12 protein-coding genes and 2 pseudogenes are annotated in these 18150 nt (G+C 72.3%); 11 read left to right on the forward strand and 3 right to left on the reverse strand.

Going from position 1 to position 18150, the window contains the following annotated elements:
• Positions 1 to 54 precede the first annotated feature (54 nt).
• Complete coding sequence (locus AB0F62_RS32255; RefSeq protein WP_361807387.1) at positions 55 to 399, reverse strand: hypothetical protein; 345 nt, start codon at positions 397 to 399, stop codon at positions 55 to 57.
• 126 nt (positions 400 to 525) lie between these two features.
• Here AB0F62_RS32255 and AB0F62_RS32260 point away from each other — a divergent pair, with 126 nt between their 5' ends.
• On the forward strand, positions 526 to 1461 hold the full coding sequence (locus AB0F62_RS32260) for a MerR family transcriptional regulator (protein WP_361807390.1): 936 nt from the start codon (positions 526 to 528) through the stop codon (positions 1459 to 1461).
• 66 nt (positions 1462 to 1527) lie between these two features.
• On the opposite strand, the gene AB0F62_RS32265 is transcribed toward AB0F62_RS32260, so the two are convergent.
• Positions 1528 to 2097 carry a PadR family transcriptional regulator gene (locus AB0F62_RS32265; RefSeq protein WP_361807478.1) on the reverse strand — a complete coding sequence of 190 codons (570 nt, stop codon included), beginning with the start codon at positions 2095 to 2097 and terminating at the stop codon, positions 1528 to 1530.
• A gap of 116 nt (positions 2098 to 2213) precedes the next feature.
• On the opposite strand from AB0F62_RS32265, the gene AB0F62_RS32270 reads away from it, so the two are divergent.
• Positions 2214 to 2636 (forward strand): nuclear transport factor 2 family protein, encoded by a 423-nt coding sequence (locus tag AB0F62_RS32270; RefSeq protein WP_361807393.1) that lies wholly within the window; start codon positions 2214 to 2216, stop codon positions 2634 to 2636.
• Positions 2637 to 2819: 183 nt separating this feature from the next.
• Positions 2820 to 3823, forward strand: a pseudogene (locus AB0F62_RS32275) (questin oxidase family protein).
• Positions 3824 to 4068: 245 nt separating this feature from the next.
• On the opposite strand, the gene AB0F62_RS32280 reads toward AB0F62_RS32275, so the two are convergent.
• The gene (locus AB0F62_RS32280; RefSeq protein WP_361807396.1) at positions 4069 to 5034 is read right to left on the reverse strand and encodes a lytic polysaccharide monooxygenase; all 966 of its coding nucleotides are present in this window, start codon (positions 5032 to 5034) and stop codon (positions 4069 to 4071) included.
• 185 nt (positions 5035 to 5219) lie between these two features.
• Between AB0F62_RS32280 and AB0F62_RS32285 the strand changes: the two genes are divergently transcribed.
• The 8 genes and pseudogenes from AB0F62_RS32285 to AB0F62_RS32320 form a co-directional block, all read left to right on the forward strand.
• Positions 5220 to 6836 carry a serine/threonine-protein kinase gene (locus tag AB0F62_RS32285; protein ID WP_361807399.1) on the forward strand — a complete coding sequence of 539 codons (1617 nt, stop codon included), beginning with the start codon at positions 5220 to 5222 and terminating at the stop codon, positions 6834 to 6836.
• A complete protein-coding gene (locus AB0F62_RS32290; protein ID WP_361807402.1) occupies positions 6833 to 7738 on the forward strand; it encodes a hypothetical protein in 906 nt (301 codons plus the stop codon). Before AB0F62_RS32285 ends, AB0F62_RS32290 begins: the two co-directional genes overlap by 4 nt.
• Before the next feature lie 440 nt (positions 7739 to 8178).
• Positions 8179 to 10770 (forward strand): Pls/PosA family non-ribosomal peptide synthetase, encoded by a 2592-nt coding sequence (locus AB0F62_RS32295; protein ID WP_361807481.1) that lies wholly within the window; start codon positions 8179 to 8181, stop codon positions 10768 to 10770.
• 31 nt (positions 10771 to 10801) lie between these two features.
• Positions 10802 to 14044, forward strand: coding sequence for an amino acid adenylation domain-containing protein (locus AB0F62_RS32300; RefSeq protein ID WP_361807405.1), 3243 nt, complete (start codon positions 10802 to 10804; stop codon positions 14042 to 14044).
• Positions 14041 to 15075, forward strand: a complete 1035-nt coding sequence (locus AB0F62_RS32305) for a TauD/TfdA family dioxygenase (protein WP_361807408.1) — start codon at positions 14041 to 14043, stop codon at positions 15073 to 15075. Before AB0F62_RS32300 ends, AB0F62_RS32305 begins: the two co-directional genes overlap by 4 nt.
• Positions 15072 to 16142, forward strand: coding sequence for a 2,3-diaminopropionate biosynthesis protein SbnB (sbnB, locus tag AB0F62_RS32310; protein WP_361807411.1), 1071 nt, complete (start codon positions 15072 to 15074; stop codon positions 16140 to 16142). Before AB0F62_RS32305 ends, sbnB begins: the two co-directional genes overlap by 4 nt.
• Before the next feature lie 223 nt (positions 16143 to 16365).
• Positions 16366 to 17457: a 2,3-diaminopropionate biosynthesis protein SbnA gene (sbnA, locus tag AB0F62_RS32315; protein ID WP_361807414.1), complete on the forward strand. Its 1092-nt coding sequence runs from the start codon at positions 16366 to 16368 to the stop codon at positions 17455 to 17457.
• Positions 17458 to 17731: 274 nt separating this feature from the next.
• Positions 17732 to 18150: pseudogene (locus AB0F62_RS32320) on the forward strand (hypothetical protein); the annotation flags it as partial.

An 18150-nucleotide genomic window follows, 5' to 3' on the forward strand; every position in this document is an offset into this window, starting at 1 on the left:
GCCGGTGCGCATGCCGCGGCGGACGCCCGTGGCGACGCCGGCGCGGCACCGCGGTCACCGCGCGAGCAGCTCCAGGGCCAGTACGAACAGCAGGATGAGCCACCCCGTCAGAAAGGCCACCTGCACACCCGTGGCGGCCCCGAAGCCGCGGCGCGCCAGGACGACGGCCGTCACGGCGAAATAGCAGCCGAGGAGGCCGAGGGCCGCCCCGTACACGGCGACGTCGAGGGCGTCGTACGCCGGGCAGCCCGGTCCGTTGAAGCAGAGGTTGTGGGTCAGGTACCAGAAGACGACGGAGAGGTACACGGCGAGGATGAGGAGGATCCCGGCCAGGACCGCCGCGACGGCGGTCCAGGCCCCGGCACGGCGCGACGGCGGACGCATGACGGAACGGCTCATGAGGCGAGTGTGGGGGGTCCGGCCCGATCTGCGCCCGAGCGGGCGCACGCGGACGGACGGGGACGCACCGGCGCCCGGAGGCGCACGCTTGAGTCTCCCCCGGCGGGAGACCTCAGGATGGCGGACATGGACGACGGCACCCTCCACACCATCGGCGACCTGGCCCGGCTGACCGGTCTGACCGTGAAGACCATCCGGTACTGGTCGGACGCCGGAGTGGTGCCGCCGACCGATCGGACACCCGCCGGTTACCGGCTCTACGACCAGGCCGCGCTGGACCGGCTGGGGCTCGTGCGCACCCTGCGCGACCTCGGCATCGGCCTCGCGGCCATCCACTCCATCCTGAGCAGGAAGGTCACCGTCGCCGAGGTCGCCGCGGCCCACGCCGAGGCCCTGGAAGTGCAGATCCGCGCGCTGCGGATCCGCCAGGCGGTGCTGCGGGCGGTCGCGGGGCGCGGGGCCTCACCCCAGGAGACGGAACTGATGCACAGGCTCGCCACCCTCTCGGACCGCGAACGCCGCCGCCTCGTCGACGAGTTCGTCGACCACGTCGTACGCGGCATCGACGCCGATCCCGACTTCACGGCCATGATGCGCGCCGCGACCCCCGAACTCCCCGACGACGCCCGCCCGGAGCAGGTCGACGCCTGGGTGGAGCTGGCCGAACTGATCCAGGACGAGGACTTCCGCGCCGGTGTCCGCCGCGCCGTCGCCGACCAGAGCCGCACGCTCGCGGAGGGCGGGCGACCGGACCCGGAAGCGGCACGGCGGACGGCCGCACTGCTACGGGAACGCGCGGGCGGCGCCCTCGCGGCGGGCATCGATGCGGGCTCGCCGTCCGCCCGGCCGATCGTGGACGAACTCGCCGCCGCCTACGCGAAGTTGGCAGGCCGCGTGGACGGCGCCGAGTTCCGGGACTGGCTGGCCGAGCGACTGGAGATCTCCCACGACTCCCGGTACGAGCGCTACTGGCGGCTGCTGGCCGAGGTCAACGGCCAGGAGGCGCCGCCCGCGCTCGCGCCCTCGGTCGCGTGGCTGACCGCCGCGCTGCGGGCGGGCTGAACCGGGCTCGGCGGGCCGCTCCGGGCCGGGTGGGGCGGGTGGGGCGGGTGGGGAGTGGGTGGGGCGTCAGCTTTCCGCGGCGCCGGGCACCCGCCTGCGGAGGACGTCGGCGGCCCGCCGGCACCAGTCGCGGTTGCCCTCCTCGAAGGCGAGACCGCGCAGGCAGGTGAGGTAGGGGCCGACACGGCGGCCGCGGCTGAGGAACTCCTCCTCGGTGCGGCCGCCCCGCATCCGGGCGAGGAGTCTGCCGAACAGCTCGATCCTGGCGTCGGCGATGGCGGCGCGCTCGCCGAGCCGGGCGATCAGCTCCCCGGCGTCGACGTGGTCGGCGGCCTGCACCTTCACGAGCAGGTCGTCACGGATGAAGGAAGGTTTGCCGACCGCCTCGGCGAAGCGCTGCAGCTCGGCCAGCCCGGCCTCGGTGACCTGGAAGAGCCGCTTGTTGGGCCGGGTGTCCTGGACGACCTCGCGGCCCGCGATCAGCCCCTCCCGCTCCAGCTTCGCCAGCTCGGCGTAGAGCTGCTGCGGCAGCGCGTGCCAGAAGTTCGCCACCCCCAGGTCGAACGCCTTCGTCAGCTCGTAGCCGCTGAGTTCCTCGTCCAGGAGCGCGGCCAGGACCGCGTGCCGCAGGGCCATCCCGGCTCCCCTTCCGTCCGCCGCCTCTTCCGTGACTCCGCCGCTCATGATACTCAAGAAACTGCCTAATCAATTTTCTGACTATCGACATCCGGCACGCACGACCAGGAGGAGCCATGACGGCCGCCGACCGATTCCGGACCGCCGTCGAGCGCGGTGATCTCGCCGCGCTGGACGAGCTGTTCCACGACGACATCCGCTTCTACAGCCCCGTGAAGTTCACCCCGTTCGAGGGCAAGCCCATGGTGCTGGGGCTCTTCGGCGTCCTGCTGCGCACCTTCGAGGACTTCCACTACGTCGGGACGCTGGACGGCACGGTCGAGACCACCACCGACGGCACCGGGGCGCCGTCCGTGGTGCTCGTGTTCCGCGCCACCGTGGGCGGCCGGAGCATTCACGGCATCGACCTGCTGCAGTTCGACGAGGCCGGTCTCATCAAGGAGTTCACGGTGATGGTGCGCCCTCAGTCGGCGGTGCACGCGCTCGGCGAGGCGGTCCTCGCCGGCCTCGTCGCCGACGGTCTCGTCCCGTCTCCGTAGCGGGACGCGGGCGCCGTCACCGGCCGGCGGGCGCGCCCGGGGCCGACGGCGGGCGCGCCTCCCGGGCGCCGTCGCCGCCCGCCCGTCGGCCCCGGGACGTAGGCCGGGCGGACGCCCGCCCCGAACCGGTCCTACGTCCGCAGCCGCTTACGGCGCCGTGGCGCCCCGCCTACCGTCCATGCCATGGATACGACAGGGACCCTGGACGAGGCACTCCAGCGGCTGCACACCTCGGGGCCCGAGCGGCTCGGCCGGCTGACCAATCACGCGCCGATGGCCGTCGAGGCACTCGCCGCCCGCGGACAGGCGCGTTCGGTGCACCGCTGGCTCGATCTGTACGCACGCAAGCTCGAGGAGTTCCCGTCCGGCGTCGAGCCGGTCACGGCGGCCAACTGGCGTTCCGCGCTCGGTGATCCGCGCCGCGCCGCCGACTGGATCGGCCACTTCGGCCGCGAGATCGCCGAACACCCCTGGCGTGAGGTGCTCACCCAGTGGTGGCCGCGCCTGCTGCCCGGCATGTACGGCGGCTCGACGCACCCGGTGATCCGGGTGGGCCACGCCGTACGCACCCTGCTGGCCGGAGAGAGCACCGGACCGCGGCTGGCCGAACTCGCCCACGGCCTCGGCTACTGGGCCGCCCGCCACCGCCCCGTCGCGGACCTCGCCCCGCTGCCCGGCGCCGACAGCGCGGCGGCCGCCCTCGACGCGGTGCCGCCGATCGCCGTTCGGGACGGCGGCTTCCCCGCCAGGCTCGGCCGCGTCGGGGGCCTGCCGGTGTGGGCGACCGCGGTCACGGAGCCGGACGACGCCCGCCGCCGCCTCACCGAACTGGTACGGGCGGCCACCCACCGGTACGCCACCCACGGGCACGGCGAGGAGAGGTCCACGCGGCCACGGCCCCCAACGCCGTCCTGCGCACCCTGCCCGCGCTCCCGCACGCCCTGTGGGTGCCGAGCCTGCGGGCGGCCTGGACGGCCTCCGCGGCGGTGACGGCGATGTACGCACCCGACCACGCGGTCGCCTACGCCCCGCCGGGCGGCCTCACCCCCGAGGAGGTCTTCGAACGGGCCCTGGCGCACGGCGACGAGCACGTCATCAAACTGACCGACACGGCACTCGACATCGGCGACGAACCGGCCCTGGCGGCCGCTCTGCGCTCCATCGAGCTGAGCGAACCCCCGGCATAGCCGTCCGGCTCCGGCCGCCCGGGGAGACGTTCCAGGGCGACACGGTCTGGCTGGAGCCTGTCGTCACCTTGGCTCCCCCGGCTACCGCTGGGAGGTGCCCGGTGGCGCGGTACATCGTAAGGCGGAGCGTCGTCCTCGTGGTGGGCTACTCAGGCGTGCGGCGACTCCCCCGGGCCGAAGGCCGAGGGAGTGCCGTGCCTGGGGCCCCCGGCCGAAGGTTGGGGGAGGGAATTCAACGACAGGCTCTAGCGGCGCCGGGAGCCCGGCGAGCGGCGCAGCCGGAAGACCAGGGCGATCGCGGCCATTCCGCCCAGCAGTGTGGCGCTGCCCAGAGCGAGCAGGGTGCGTCCCTGCGCGTCGCTCTCGGCCGCGACAGGCTGCGTGGCAGGCGTACGGACCGCCTCCCGCGGGGAGGCCGGAGCAACGGCGGGGTCGGCGTCCCGGTCGGCCGAAGGTGACGCGGTACGGGAGGCCGCGGACTCCGGGTCCGCGGAGGTCGCGGTCGCCGACGGCCTCACGGGCTTGGCGGACCGGGTGGGCTTGGCGGGCTTGGCCGGCGCCTTGGCGGCGGCCGGGAAGACGACGTCGGAGCAGGAGTAGTACGTGTCCGGCGTCGAGGAGTTCTGCCAGACGGTGAACAGGACGTGCCGTCCCGTGCGGTCCGAGGGCAGCCGCCCGCTGATGCGGTAGGCGCCGCCGGACACCGGCGGGTCGGTGACCTTGATGAACGGGTCGCTCGCCAGCGCCGACCAGGTGAGCGGCCGGGACGGGTCGTAGCCCTGCCGGGTGAGGTACAGCCGGAACGTGCCCTGGTGCGGAATGGTCGTCCCGTACGCCATCGTGAAGGCCGCGCCCGGCGTCAGCCGGGTGGCCGGCCAGTCGGACCGCGGAAGGTCGAGGCCGCGGAAGGCGGCCAGCCCGCCGCTGCACAGCCTGCCGTCCGGGATCACCTGGCGGTCCCTGCCCGCGACCCCGGCGACGCGGAGGTTGTCCCAGTCCGCGAAGGGCCGGCTGCCGCCGTTGGCGGCGGCGGCCGCCCGGCAGGCGGCCGTTCCCACGTACTGTCCGCTTCCGGACGCGCACGCCGCGGCACGGCTGACCGGGGACACCGGCGCGCCGTGAGCGGCGGCGGGCCCCGCGGCGAGGGCCAGCGGCAGCAGAGCCGCCGTGCCTGCGACGACGGAGCTGAGCACGTGGCGTGATGGGGCCATGCCGGCCGCCTCCCCTGTTGCCGTTCGGTGGATCGGATCGCACGTCCCCCCGTACTACGGACGGTCGGCGGGGGGTGTTCAGCCGGGTGGGGGGTTCCCGGGAACCGTCCGTGAAGGAATCGTGTCTGGAGAGGGAAAGTCGACGCGGTCGCCGGCGCCGCGCCATGCGCAGGGGGGACAAGTGAATGAGCGGCTGGAGGGCTCCCGGATACACCGAGTCCAAAGAGCTGGGCTCGGGCGGCAGCGGTCGCGTGGTGCTCGCGTTCCATGACGCCACGTCAACGCCGGTCGCGATCAAGTACCTGAGCGACGAGCTGCGCGCCGACCAGGAGTTCCTGCAGGAGTTCCGCGCCGAGGCGCAGCTGCTTGGAGGTCTCGACACACCGTATGTCGTCAGTCTCTACGAGTACGTGGAGGGCCCCGGCGGCGCGGCCATCGTCATGGAGCTGGTCGACGGCATCGCGTTACGGGCGCTGCTCCGCCAGGAAGGAGCCACGGGGCCGGAACCGGCTCTGGTGGTGCTGAAGGGATCGCTGCTCGGCCTCGCCGCCGCCCACCGCACGGGTGTGGTGCACCGCGACTACAAACCGGAGAACGTCCTGGTCGCGGCGGACGGCTCGTCGAAGCTGGTGGACTTCGGCATCGCCCTGCGCAGCGGGACCAAGGGAGCCGTGGCCGGCACGCCTGCCTACATGGCCCCCGAGCAGTGGAACGGGCGGCCCGCCTCCCCCGCGGCGGACGTCTACGCGGCCACCGCGACGTTCTACGAGTGCCTGACCGGCCGCAAGCCGTTCGGCGGCGAGAACTTCGCGGAGCTGGCCGTGCAGCACATCGAGGCGCCGGTACCCCTCGAGCAGGTACCGGAACCGGTGCGCGAACTGGTCCGGCGCGGGATGGCCAAGGACCCGGCACAGCGTCCGGCGGACGCCGCGGCGTTCGTGGCGGAACTGGAGGTGATCGCGGGATCGGCCTACGGAGACGACTGGGAGGAGCGCGGTCAGCGCAGGCTCGCCGCACTGGCGGCGATGCTGCCGCTCCTCTTCCCGTCGGCGGGACCGGCGGCCGGGACGGTGGACCTGGCCACGACGCTGGTCCGCCGCGGCGGGCGGCACCTGACACGTCAGGGCATGCTCGCGGCGGTGGGCGGTCTGGTCCTCGCCGGGCTGCTGACCTTCGCCGCCGTGGCCTCCGGAGAGGGGCCACGACAGACCACCGCCAACTGGACAGGGGAAACGACGAGAGCGACTCCGCGCGGCACCTCCGACGCGCCGGGGACGGCGGCTCCACCGGGCAGTCCCTCGCCCGGCCAGAGCCCGTCGCCCTCGCAGTCGGTGAGTCCCTCGGCCTCGGCCGGGGCGACGGACGTCACCGCCACGCCGACCGCGCCGACGCCGACCACGACGGCCTCGGCCTCCGCGTCCGCGTCCGTGACGACCACGCCGACGGCGTCGCCCTCCACGTCCACCACACCGCCGGTGATCGTCAGCGAGGTCTCCCTCACCTCACTCGCCCAAACGGGTGCTTTCGGCGCCTCGGCCACGATCCGGGTGAACACCGGCGACAAACGGCCGGTGACCGTCACGGTGACCTGGTACACGAGCGACGCCAAGGGAGAGCTCGGCACCAGCGACGGCGCGCAGACGTTCACCCGCAACGGTTCGACCTCCTACACGTTCACCGCCAACCACACGTTCCCCCGGGGCGGCGGCTGCTATTACGGGGCGGTCGCCACCACCGACCCGCCGGCGGGCAACGGGAGCTCCTGGCAGCAGATCCTCACCCGTCAGTGCGTGATCACATGAACAGCGGACGCGACCTCCCGGCGGAGGAAACCGAGCGCACCTTCCGCCTGGGCCCGCCGCCTGCCGACGCCCCGCCCGCGGACGCCCCGCCCGAGCCGTCCCAACCGCCCGTACCGCCGGAAGACGCCGCACCCGAGGACGCAGCGCCGGAGGATGCGGGACCGGAGGACTCCGGGCCGCGGGACGCGCCGCCCGCGAAGGCGGGCCCGGCCGCCGGGGACACGAGCGCCGACGGCGCCGACCCCGCGCGCGAATACAGCGCCACCGTACTCGCGGAGCACTGGGCACCCGCGACGTTGCCGACCGCACGGCTGGAACCCACGGTCACCGCGGACGGCCCCGTGCCCACGGTGAAGGCCGGCCCGACCGTCGTCCTCCCGGACCGTGTCGAGGGCGAGGTCATGCGCTTCGGGCCCGGTGTCACCCCGGCCGCGGCGGCCCGGGCGAGCGTCGCCGCCGAGGTGTGGCGGGGTCTGACCGCGCCGCCCGCCCCTCCGGAACCGCGACGCCGCAGGTGGGCCAGGCGTTATGCCCTGGCCGCGACCGTCCTGGCGGCGGTGCTGCTCTTTCTCGCCTGGCAGCGCTTCGCCCCGGGACTCGAGGTCGAACGGGTGACGGTGACCGCGTTCCCGTCGGCTCCCGCCTGCGACACGACCGTGGATCTCGTCGCGGTCGTCACCACCAACGGCCGCGCGGGCACGATCAGTTACCGCTGGCTCCGCAACGACGGCACCTCCTCCGACGTGCTGCACGAGAAAGTGCCGAGCGGCCGCCACGAGGCGCGACTGCACCTGCTGTGGACCTTCCGCGGTCACGGCACGTACACGGCACGGGCGGAACTGCGCCTGACCACCCCGGGCCACCGCTCCGTCACGACGGGTTTCACCTACGACTGCCGCTGACCCCCGAGCCCGTCCGCGCACCGTACGCGCGGGCGGGCTCCGCCATGTGACGCAGCCTCAGCCCACAGCCGGACCCTTTTAACTCTCTTGACCGGGACGGCCACTCTCGGTAGCGCTTATCGCATCCCCGCGCATTTCTCGCAACATAGCGAATCGGTGGTTTTTCCGGGTTTCCGGAACGGTACTCGTCGATTCGTCGCGACTTCCTGAGCATTTGCGCAGTACAGGGCCGCGACATCCCACTTCGATCATCTTCGAGTGGCAGTCCGAACGAGGACGACGGAGACTACGAGGAGCGACATATGGTTGTATGGCGAGAGAAGAGCTCACGACCGCATGGCTTCCGGATTGCTCGCTCCGGCCCATAGCCGGAGCGCGAGGGACACCGGGTACCGGCCTTACCGGGCCGCCCGTGGTCGACTTTTCCTCAAGGAGCTCACATCGTGGAAAAATCTGCAGAGGTCCTGGCGTCGGATCCCGCTTCGGATCCCGATGAATCTTCAACCACCGGGCGCCCCTACACCGCCCCGGCCGACGGCACGGAAAGAGTACTCGCCGATATCCTGGCGGGCATCGTGCACACGGACCGGGTGTCGGTCGACAGCCACTTCTTCACGGAACTGGGTGCCGACTCCCTGGTGATGGCCCACTTTTGCGCCCGCGTACGGAAGCAGCAGGACCTGCCGTCGGTGTCGATGAAGGACATCTACCGGTATCCGACGATCAGAAGCCTCGCGACGGCGATGGCGGAGGCCCCGCCGGCCGCCGGCCCGGCCCCGGCCGCGCTCGGCCTTGCCGACGCGCCGGTCCCGGAGCCGATCGAGGCCGCGGTCGCGAGGGGCACCCCGCGCTACGTGCTCTGCGGCGTGCTGCAACTCCTGTTCTTCGTGGGCTACTCGTACCTCGCCGCGCTCATAGTGACGCGCGGGGCGGAGTGGATATCCGCCGGCACGGGTCCCTTCGAGGTGTATCTGCGCTCGGTGGGGTTCGGCGCCGCGGCCTTCGTCTCCGTGTGCGCCCTTCCCATCGCGGGGAAGTGGCTGCTCGTCGGGCGCTGGAAGCCGCAGGAGATCCGCATCTGGAGCCTGGCGTACTTCAGGTTCTGGTGCGTGCGCACCCTGATCCGGGCGAACCCCATGGTCCTGTTCGTCGGTTCGCCGCTCTACGTGCTCTACCTGCGGGCGCTGGGCGCGCGCATAGGCCGCGGCGTCGCGATCTTCTCCAAGCACGTGCCGGTCTGCACCGACCTGCTGACCATCGGCGACGGCACGGTGATCCGCAAGGACTCGTACTTCTCCTGCTACCGCGGCCACTCCTCGGCGATCCAGACCGGCCCGGTCACGCTCGGCAGGGACGTGCTGATCGGTGAGGTGACGGTGCTCGACATCGGCACCTCCATGGGCGACGGCGCCCAACTCGGCCACGCCTCCTCGCTGCACACCGGCCAGTCGGTCCCCGCGGGAGAACGGTGGCACGGCTCACCGGCCCAGCCGGGTGCGGCCGACTACCGCGTCGTGGCGCCCGCGCCCTGCGGCAGGGGGCGCCGGATCACCTACTGCCTGACGCAGCTGCTGATCCTGATGGCCGTCTGGATCCCGCTGGCGGTCGGCGGGGTGGCGATCCTGCTCGCGGTCGTCCCCCGCCTGGACCCCCTGCTGGAGCCGGGCCCGGTGGCCCTGACAACGTTGGCCTTCTACGCCGACGCCCTGGCGGCCTCCTTCGTCCTCTTCTGCGGGACGGTGCTGCTGGGCCTGCTGATCGCGGTCACCCTGCCGCGGGTACTGCACCCACTGGTGCGGCCCGACACGGTCCACCCGCTCTACGGCTTCCGCTACGGAGTCCACCGGACCATCGGCTTCCTCACCAACCGGAAGTTCTTCCGCGTCCTGTTCGGCGACAGTTCCGGCATCGTGCACTACCTGCGCGCCATCGGATACGACCTGTCGCCGGTGGAACAGACCGGTTCGAATTTCGGCACCGAGGTGAAGCACGAGAATCCGTTCCTGAGCAAGGTGGGCAGCGGCACCATGGTCGCCGACGGACTGTCCATCATGAATGCGGACTACTCGAGCACCTCCTTCCGCGTCACCCGGACGGCGATCGGCCCGCACAATTTCCTGGGGAATCACATCGCCTATCCGTCACAGGGCAGGACCGGCGAAAACTGCCTGCTCGCGACGAAGGTCATGGTCCCCGTCGAAGGACCGGTACGGGAGAACGTCGGACTGCTGGGCTCGCCCAGCTTCGAGATTCCCCGCACGGTCGACCGCGACAGCAAATTCGACCACCTGAAGGACGGCGAGGAGTTCCGCCGCCGGCTGTCCGACAAGAACAGGCACAACGCCGTGACCGCGGCGGTGCATCTGCTGCTGCAGTGGCTGCTGCTGTTCCTGGTGGCCCTGATCGCATCCTGCGCAGCCGACTTCTACCCCGCGTACGGCGCGTCGGCCGTCGCCCTGGCGAACATCGCGGCACTGGTGGTCACCGTCACCTACATCGTGCTCGGCGAGCGCATCGTCACCAGGTTCCGTGGCCTGAAGCCGTTGTACTGCTCCATCTACGACGTCGACTTCTGGCGGCACGAACGCTACTGGAAGGTGACGGCCGCGACGGAGTACCTGAACGTCCTCAACGGCACGCCGTACAAGAACGTCGTCTGGCGGCTGCTGGGCGTGCGCATCGGACGCCGGGTCTTCGACGACGGCCTCTTCCTCCCGGAGCGCTCCCTCGCCGCCATCGGCGACGAATGCACCCTCAACGCGGGCACCGTCATCCAGAGCCACTCCCAGGAGGACGGCACCTTCAAGTCCGACCACAGCACGCTGGGTGCCGGCTGCACCCTCGGGGTCGGCGCCCTGGTGCACTACGGCGTCACCGTCGGCGACGGCGCCCTGGTCGCCCCGGACTCCTTCGTGATGAAGGGCGAGGAACTCCCCTCGCACGCCCGGTGGGGCGGCAACCCGGCCCGGGAGATGCCCGAGAACCCGACCGGCGGCGGCGATCTCGCCCCCGCGCTGATCAGCGGTGTGTAGCCCCGTGGAAACCGCAAGTGGAGGCAAGTCGATGGACAAGGCAGCGCACGCCGGTCGGGAGTTCTGGCGCGGAGTGCTCGTCAAGGGCGGGTTCACCGCGATCCCCCGCTGGGCTCCCGAACCGGTCACCGGCGCCGCCGAGCACGTGGCGGCGGTCCCCGACGGCCTCACCGCGTCCGTCCGCCGGGTGGCGGACGAGGTCGCGGTGCCGCTGGGCACGGTGCTGCTGGCCGCGCACGCCAAGGTGCTGTCGGTGCTGTCCGGCGAGGCGGAGGTCATGACCGGCTATGTCGCCGCGGGCGGTGCGGTCCTGCCGTGCCGGCTGTCGGCGGGCCCCGGTTCGTGGCGGTCGCTGCTGCTGAACGCGCACGGTGCCGAGTCGCAGCTGCTGGCCTTCCAGGACTTCCCGGTCGACGCGCTCCGCAAGGAGCTCGAACCGGCCGAACCGCTGTTCGAGACGGTCTTCGATCTCTCCGGGGGCGGCGTCGAGCCCGGCCCCGGCATCGTGCTGTGGGTGAGCGTGTCGGACCGCGACGGCCGGCTCTCGCTGCGGCTGCGGTACCGCACCGACGTCCTCGACGAGGACGCCGCCGCCCGGGTCGCCGGATACCACCTGGCCGCCCTGGCGCGGATCGCCGCCGACCTGGACGCGGAACACACCCGCAAGAGCCTGCTGTCCGCCGAGGAGACCCGGCTGCAGGTGAACGGCATGGCCGGACCGCGCAGGAAGCTGCCGGACCGCCGTATGCACGAGCTGTTCGAGGAGCGGGCCCGGGCACACCCGGAGGCGGTCGCCGCCGTCCACGGGGACCGCCAGTGGACCTACGGCGACCTCAACGCACGCGCGAACCGCCTGGCCCACGCCCTCCTGGCACGCGGTCTGGAGCGCGAGGGCGTGGTCGCGGTGGTCACCGAACGGAACCTGGACTGGCTGGCGGCCGTGCTGGCGGTCTTCAAGGCCGGCGGCGCCTACCTGCCGATCGAGCCGCACTTCCCGGCCGGCCGGATCACGAGCACCCTGTCCCGCGCGGAGTGCCGCCTGGTGCTGACCGAGCGCGGCAGCACCGCCACCCTGGACGAGGCCCTGTCCGGGCTCCCGGAGGTCCGGCGGCTGCGGGTCGAGGAGGCCTACGCCGAGGACCACCCGAGCGACGACCCGCGCGTGGCCGTCGCCCGCGACCAGCTGGCGTACATCTACTTCACCTCCGGCTCCACCGGGGAGCCCAAGGGCGCGATGTGCGAGCACGCGGGCTTCCTCAACCACCTCTACGCCAAGATCGACGACCTCGGCATCGGCGAGGGCCACGTCGTCGCCCAGACGGCCCCGCAGTGCTTCGACATCTCCCTGTGGCAGCTCGTCTCGGCGCTGCTCGTCGGCGGACGCACCCTGCTGGTGGAGCAGGAGACGATCCTGGACGCCGACCGCTTCCTCGACAGGATCGCCGAGGAACGGGTCAACGTGCTGCAGATCGTGCCCTCCTACCTGGACGTCGTCCTGTCGGCCCTGGAGCGCCAGCCGCGCGAACTGCCCGATCTGCGCTGCGTGTCGGTGACCGGCGAGGCCCTGAAGAAGGACCTCATCGAGCGCTGGTTCGCGATCCGGCCCGGCGTCAAGCTGGTCAACGCCTACGGGCTGACGGAGACCAGCGACGACACCAACCACGCGGTCATGGACCGCGCCCTGGACACCGACTGGGTGCCGCTGGGCCCGCCGGTCGGCAACGTCCGCGTGTACGTCGTCGACGAGCACCTGTCGCCGGTACCGCTGGGCGCCCCCGGCCTGATCGTCTTCTCCGGGGTCTGCGTCGGGCGCGGCTACATCAACGACCCGGAACGCACCCGGCAGGCGTACCTGACCGATCCGCACCACGCCGGCGAGCGGCTGTACCGCGGCGGCGACTACGGTCGCTGGCATCCGGACGGCACGCTGGAGTTCCTCGGCCGCAAGGACCACCAGGTCAAGATCCGCGGTTTCCGCATCGAGATCGGCGAGATCGAGAACACCCTGGTCCGCGCGCCGGGGGTGGGCGACGGCGCGGTCGTCGTCAGCGACGACGGCAGTCAGCTGGTGGCCTTCTACTCGGGCCCCGCGCCCCTGGAGGCGGAGGCGCTGCGCGACCACCTGGCCGCGACCCTGCCCGCCTACATGGTGCCCGCGGCCTTCCACTGGAAGGACAGCCTGCCGCTGACCGCCAACAGCAAGATCGACCGGAAGGCCCTGACGGCGCTGGCCGCGGAGCAGACCTCCGCCGAACCGGACCGGCAGGCGCCGGGCACCCCCGCCGAGCGGCGGCTGGCGGGCGCGTGGTCGACGGTGCTGGGCATTCCGCAGGAGCGGATCGGCCGCCTGGACCACTTCTTCGACCGCGGCGGCACCTCCCTGTCCGCCGTACGCCTGGCGATCCTGCTGGACCGCGCGATCTCCCTCAAGGACGTCACCGCCCATCCCGTCCTCGCCGAGCTGGCCGAGGTGGTCGAGGGCCGGACGACGGACCGGCCCGGGCTGCTGCAGGCCCTCTCCGAACCGGACGGCGAGCCGCACGGCGCGCTGGTGTGCTTCCCGTACGCCGGCGGCAACGCGGTGAACTTCCGGCCGATGGCCGCCGCACTGCGGCCCGCCGGCTGCGCGGTCTACGCCGTCGAACTGCCCGGCCACGACCCGGCGGCACGCGACGAGCCCTTCGCCCCTATGGCGGAGGTGGTCGACACGGTCGTCGAGGAGATCACCGGCCGCGGCCTGACCCGGATCCTGCTGTGGGGCCACTCCTCGGGCACCGCCCTCGCGGTCGAGACGGCCCGGCGGCTGCGGGAACGGGGCGTGGAGGTCCAGCGCGTCTTCCTCGGCGCGCAGTTGCCCGGCGACGCCGCCGCGCGGCGCGCCGCGGCCACCGCGCTGACCGCCCGCAGCGACGCCGAGATCGCCGCGGAGCTGAGCGGCGACAGCGGTTACAGCCAGCTCGGAGAGCTGGACCCGGTGCGCGCCGGGCATGTGGCCGCCGCCTACCGCCACGACTGCGTGGCGGCCCACACATACTTCGCCGACGCACTGGACTCCGCACCGCCCGTGCGGCTGTCCGCGCCGGTCACCGTGGTCGTCGCCGCCGACGACCCGTACACGGCGGACCACTCCCGCCGGTACCGCGAGTGGCAGCAACTGGCCGAGCACGTCGATCTGTACGAGCTCGCCCGCGGCGGCCACCACTTCCCCCGCACCTGCCCGGACGAGACGGCGCAGGCGGTCCTGCGCGCCGCCGAACTCCTGGCCTCCCCATGAACGGCAACCGAGAGGAGACGCAGTTGTCGACCTCAGCTTCCCCTCCGTCCCTGCTCGACCTCGAGCTGCGACCCGGCTCACCCCCGATCCTGCGCACCGGGGCCGTCGCGGACCCGGCAGGCTGGGCCGACGGGCACCGTGACGCACTGCGCGCGGTCGTCGCCGAGCACGGCGCGGTCCTGATCCGCGGCCTCGGCCTGACCGACGCGGACAAGGCCGGTGGCGTCGTACGGCGCCTGGCCGGCCGGCTGACGGCCGAGAAGGAGGCGTTCGCGTCCCGGCGGACCTACGCCGACGGCCTGTACTCGTCCTCGAACTGGCCGCCCAACCAGCCCATGTGCATGCACCACGAACTGAGCTACCGGCTCGAGTTCCCCGGCATGATGATGTTCGCCTGCCTGACAGCGCCGGAGAAGGGCGGGGCGACGGCCGTGGCCGACGCGCCGACCGTGCTCCAGGCCCTGCCGCCCGAGCTGGTGGAGCGGTTCGAGCGGGAGGGCTGGCTGCTCACCCGCAGTTACAACGACGAGATCGGGGCGACCGTCGCCGAGGCCTTCGGCACGGACGACCGCTCGGCCGTCGAGGACTACTGCCGCGCCAACGCCATCGCGTTCGAGTGGCAGCCCGACGGGTCCCTGCGCACCCGCCAGCGGCGCAGTGCCGTGGTGCGCCACCCCGTCACGGGCCGGCGCTGCTGGTTCAACCAGATCGCGTTCCTGAACGAATGGACGATGGACCCCGAGGTGCACGAGTACCTCGTGGACATGTACGGCGCCGACGGCCTGCCGTTCAACACCCGCTTCGGCGACGGCGACCCGATCGGCGCGGACGTCGTCCAGCTGCTCAACTCCGTCTACGAGGCCCACACCATCCGCGAGCCGTGGCAGACGGGCGACCTGATGCTCGTCGACAACATCCGTACCGCGCACAGCCGGGAGTCCTACGAGGGGCCCCGTGAAGTGCTGGTCGGCATGGCCGACGCGGTGCGCCTGGCCGACTGCTCCCCAACCGTCGAGGTGACCACGGCATGACCACCAACCGCCCCGCCGCCCAGGGTTCCGCGCCTTCCGGGCCGCGCACCGTACCGCCGTTCGCGGTGGTCCCCGGTGCCCAGGTCCAACGCGCCCTGCACGGGCGCGAGAAGCAGATCACGGAGCTGGTGGAGACCACCTACCGGCTGCACTCCGCCGGTGAATCGGTGAACCCGCCGTCGTACTTCCTGCGGTTCCCCGACCGTCCCACGGCCCGGATCATCGCCCTGCCCGCCTCCATCGGCGGCGAGGTGCGCGTGGACGGCCTGAAGTGGATCTCCAGCTTCCCCGAGAACGTGGCGGCGGGAATCCCCAGGGCCTCGGCGGTGCTGATCCTCAACGACCACGACACCGGCTACCCGTTCGCGTGCCTGGAGAGCTCGATCATCAGCGCCACCAGGACCGCGGCGATGGCGGCACTGGCGGCCGACCGGCTGAGCCGCCCCGACCGGCGCCCCAAGCGCGTCGGGTTCTTCGGGACGGGACTGATCGCCCGCTACATCCACACCTTCCTGGCCGGCACCGGGTGGCACTTCGACGAGATCGGCGTGCACGACTTGTCCGCCGAGAGCGCGAAGGGATTCCGCGGCTACCTCGAGCAGTCGGGCGCCTCGGGACGCATCACCCTGCACGACGACCCCGAACAGGTCATCCGTGCCAGCGATCTGGTGGTCTTCGCCACCGTCGCGGGCGAGCCGCATGTGCGGGACCTGACCTGGTTCGGCCACAACCCGCTCGTCCTGCACATGTCGCTGCGCGACCTGACGCCGGAAATTGTGCTCGCCTCGACCAACATCGTGGACGACGTCGAGCACTGCCTGAAGGCGGACACGTCGCCGCACCTGGCGGAGCAGCGCACGGGCAACCGCGACTTCCTGGCCGGCACGCTGGACGACGTGATCGCCGGACGGGTGGCGGTCCGGGAGGACCGGCCCGTGGTGTTCTCGCCCTTCGGCCTCGGAGTCCTCGACCTGGCGGTCGGCAAGTACGTCTACGACGAGGTGGCCCGCTCCGGCGAGTTGCGCGTCGTCGACGACTTCTTCCACGAACTGCGCCGGTACGGATGAACGGCCACGGCCCCGCCCCCACGACCCCAGGCCCCCGGACCTGGGCCCGGGCCCCCGACCGAGGGGCGGACGACCCGGCACCGGACGACAAGGAGCCCCATGAGGCAGTACCTCCGGGAAAGACCAACGGTCCAGCCACGCAAGCTCATCAGTGCAGGACACAGCGGCCGCTGACGCGCTGCTCCGCCATCGGGACGGGCGCGCTGCAGATGAGGAGGCCATCGTGACAGTCATCTCCGTTCCCCAGGCCTTCAACGAGGAAGAGCTCTTCGTCGACCTCCGGTCGATCTTCGGGCACCCGCTCTTCCTCAAGTGCGAGGGCTTCAACTTCGCCGGTTCGATCAAGCTCAAAGCCGCGACCGAGATGGTGGAGACCGCCGAGCGGGAGGGGATCCTGACTCCGGAGTCGATCCTGGTCGAGTCCTCGTCCGGCAACCTGGGCGTGGCACTGAGCATGATCGCCGCCAGCAAGGGCTACCGGTTCCTGTGCGTCACCGACGCGCGGTGCAACCTGTCGACCCGGCTCCTGATGAAGGCCCTGGGCAGCCAGGTGCACATCATCTCGGGGCCGGACGCCCACGGCGGCTACCTCGGCGCGCGGCTGGACTTCGTCCGCGCGCTGTGCGCCTCGGACGACCGGTACGTGTGGCTCAGCCAGTACACGAACCCGGGCAACTGGAGGGCGCACTACCGGACGACCGCTCCGGAGATCGCGCGGCAGTTCCCCGAGGTCGACGTCGTGTTCGTCGGGGCCGGCACCACGGGAACGCTGATGGGCTGCGCCCGCTGGTTCCGGGAGTGGGACCGGCCGGTGAAGGTCGTCGCGGTGGACAGCGTCGGCTCCGTGACGTTCGGCGGGGCGCCCGGCCGCCGGATGATCCCCGGGCTGGGCATGAGCGTCCACCCGCCGCTGCTCGACAAGTCCTTCGTGGACGAGGTGGTCCTGGTCGAGGAGGCGGACACCATCCGCGCCTGCCACCGGCTGGCCCGCCGCGGCTTCCTGTTCGGCGGCTCGACGGGCACCGTGGTCAGCGGAGCGACGAGCTGGCTCGAGAAGAACGGCACGCCCGACCTCACGTCGGTGGCCATCGCGCCGGATCTCGGCGAGCGCTACCTCGACACCATCTACCAGAGCAACTGGCTGCAGGACCTGTACGGCGAGGACGTCCTCGAACCCGACGAGCGGGCCGACACGTCCTGGGCCGACCCCGCGTGGGCGGCGGCGGCCGAGGCCGCATGGGCGTCGGCGACCGCCGCGGCTCCCGCCGAACCGGCGACGGCTCCGTCGGGCTTCCCGGACGGCCAACTGCACTGACGGGCCGACGGCCGTGCCGTCCCCGTCGATCGCGTGCTGCTGCGGCGGTCGGTGACCGCCGCAGCAGCACGTCCGGGTGCGGATCCCCGAGGCCGGGAACGAGGCGGCAGTGTCGCCGCGCCGGGCCGGATGCGCAAGAGACTTTCGAGTCACCCGCCCTGAGTAGATCCGCTGCGCGGAAATGAGTAGGCGGGCTCATCCCGCTCCCGGGAACACCACCGTAATCTCATGAGCACGGTCGGTAACGACACCTGGGACAAAGGGGGAACCTACGATGATCCGCCGCGCCGCCACCGCTCTGGCACTGTCCGCCACCACGCTCCTGATCGCCGCGGCGGCCGTCTCCGCCGCCGGTCCGCGATCCAGCGCCTCGACCGAGGCCTGGGTGGGCCCGGGCGTTGTCCAGGCATGGGTCGGCCCCGGAGCGGCCACCGAAGCCTGGGTCGGCCCCGGCGTCGTCCAGGCATGGGTCGGCCCGGGAGCCGCCACCGAAGCCTGGGTCGGCCCCGGCGTCGTCCAGGCATGGGTCGGCCCCGGAGCCGCCACCGAAGCCTGGGTCGGCCCCGGCGTCGTCCAGGCATGGGTCGGCCCCGGAGCGGCCACCGAAGCCTGGGTCGGCCCCGGCGTCGTCCAGGCATGGGTCGGCCCCGGAGCGGCCACCGAAGCCTGGGTCGGCCCCGGCGTCGTCCAGGC

This window comes from Streptomyces sp. NPDC026673, from assembly GCF_040638135.1.
GTDB lineage: Bacteria > Actinomycetota > Actinomycetes > Streptomycetales > Streptomycetaceae > Actinacidiphila.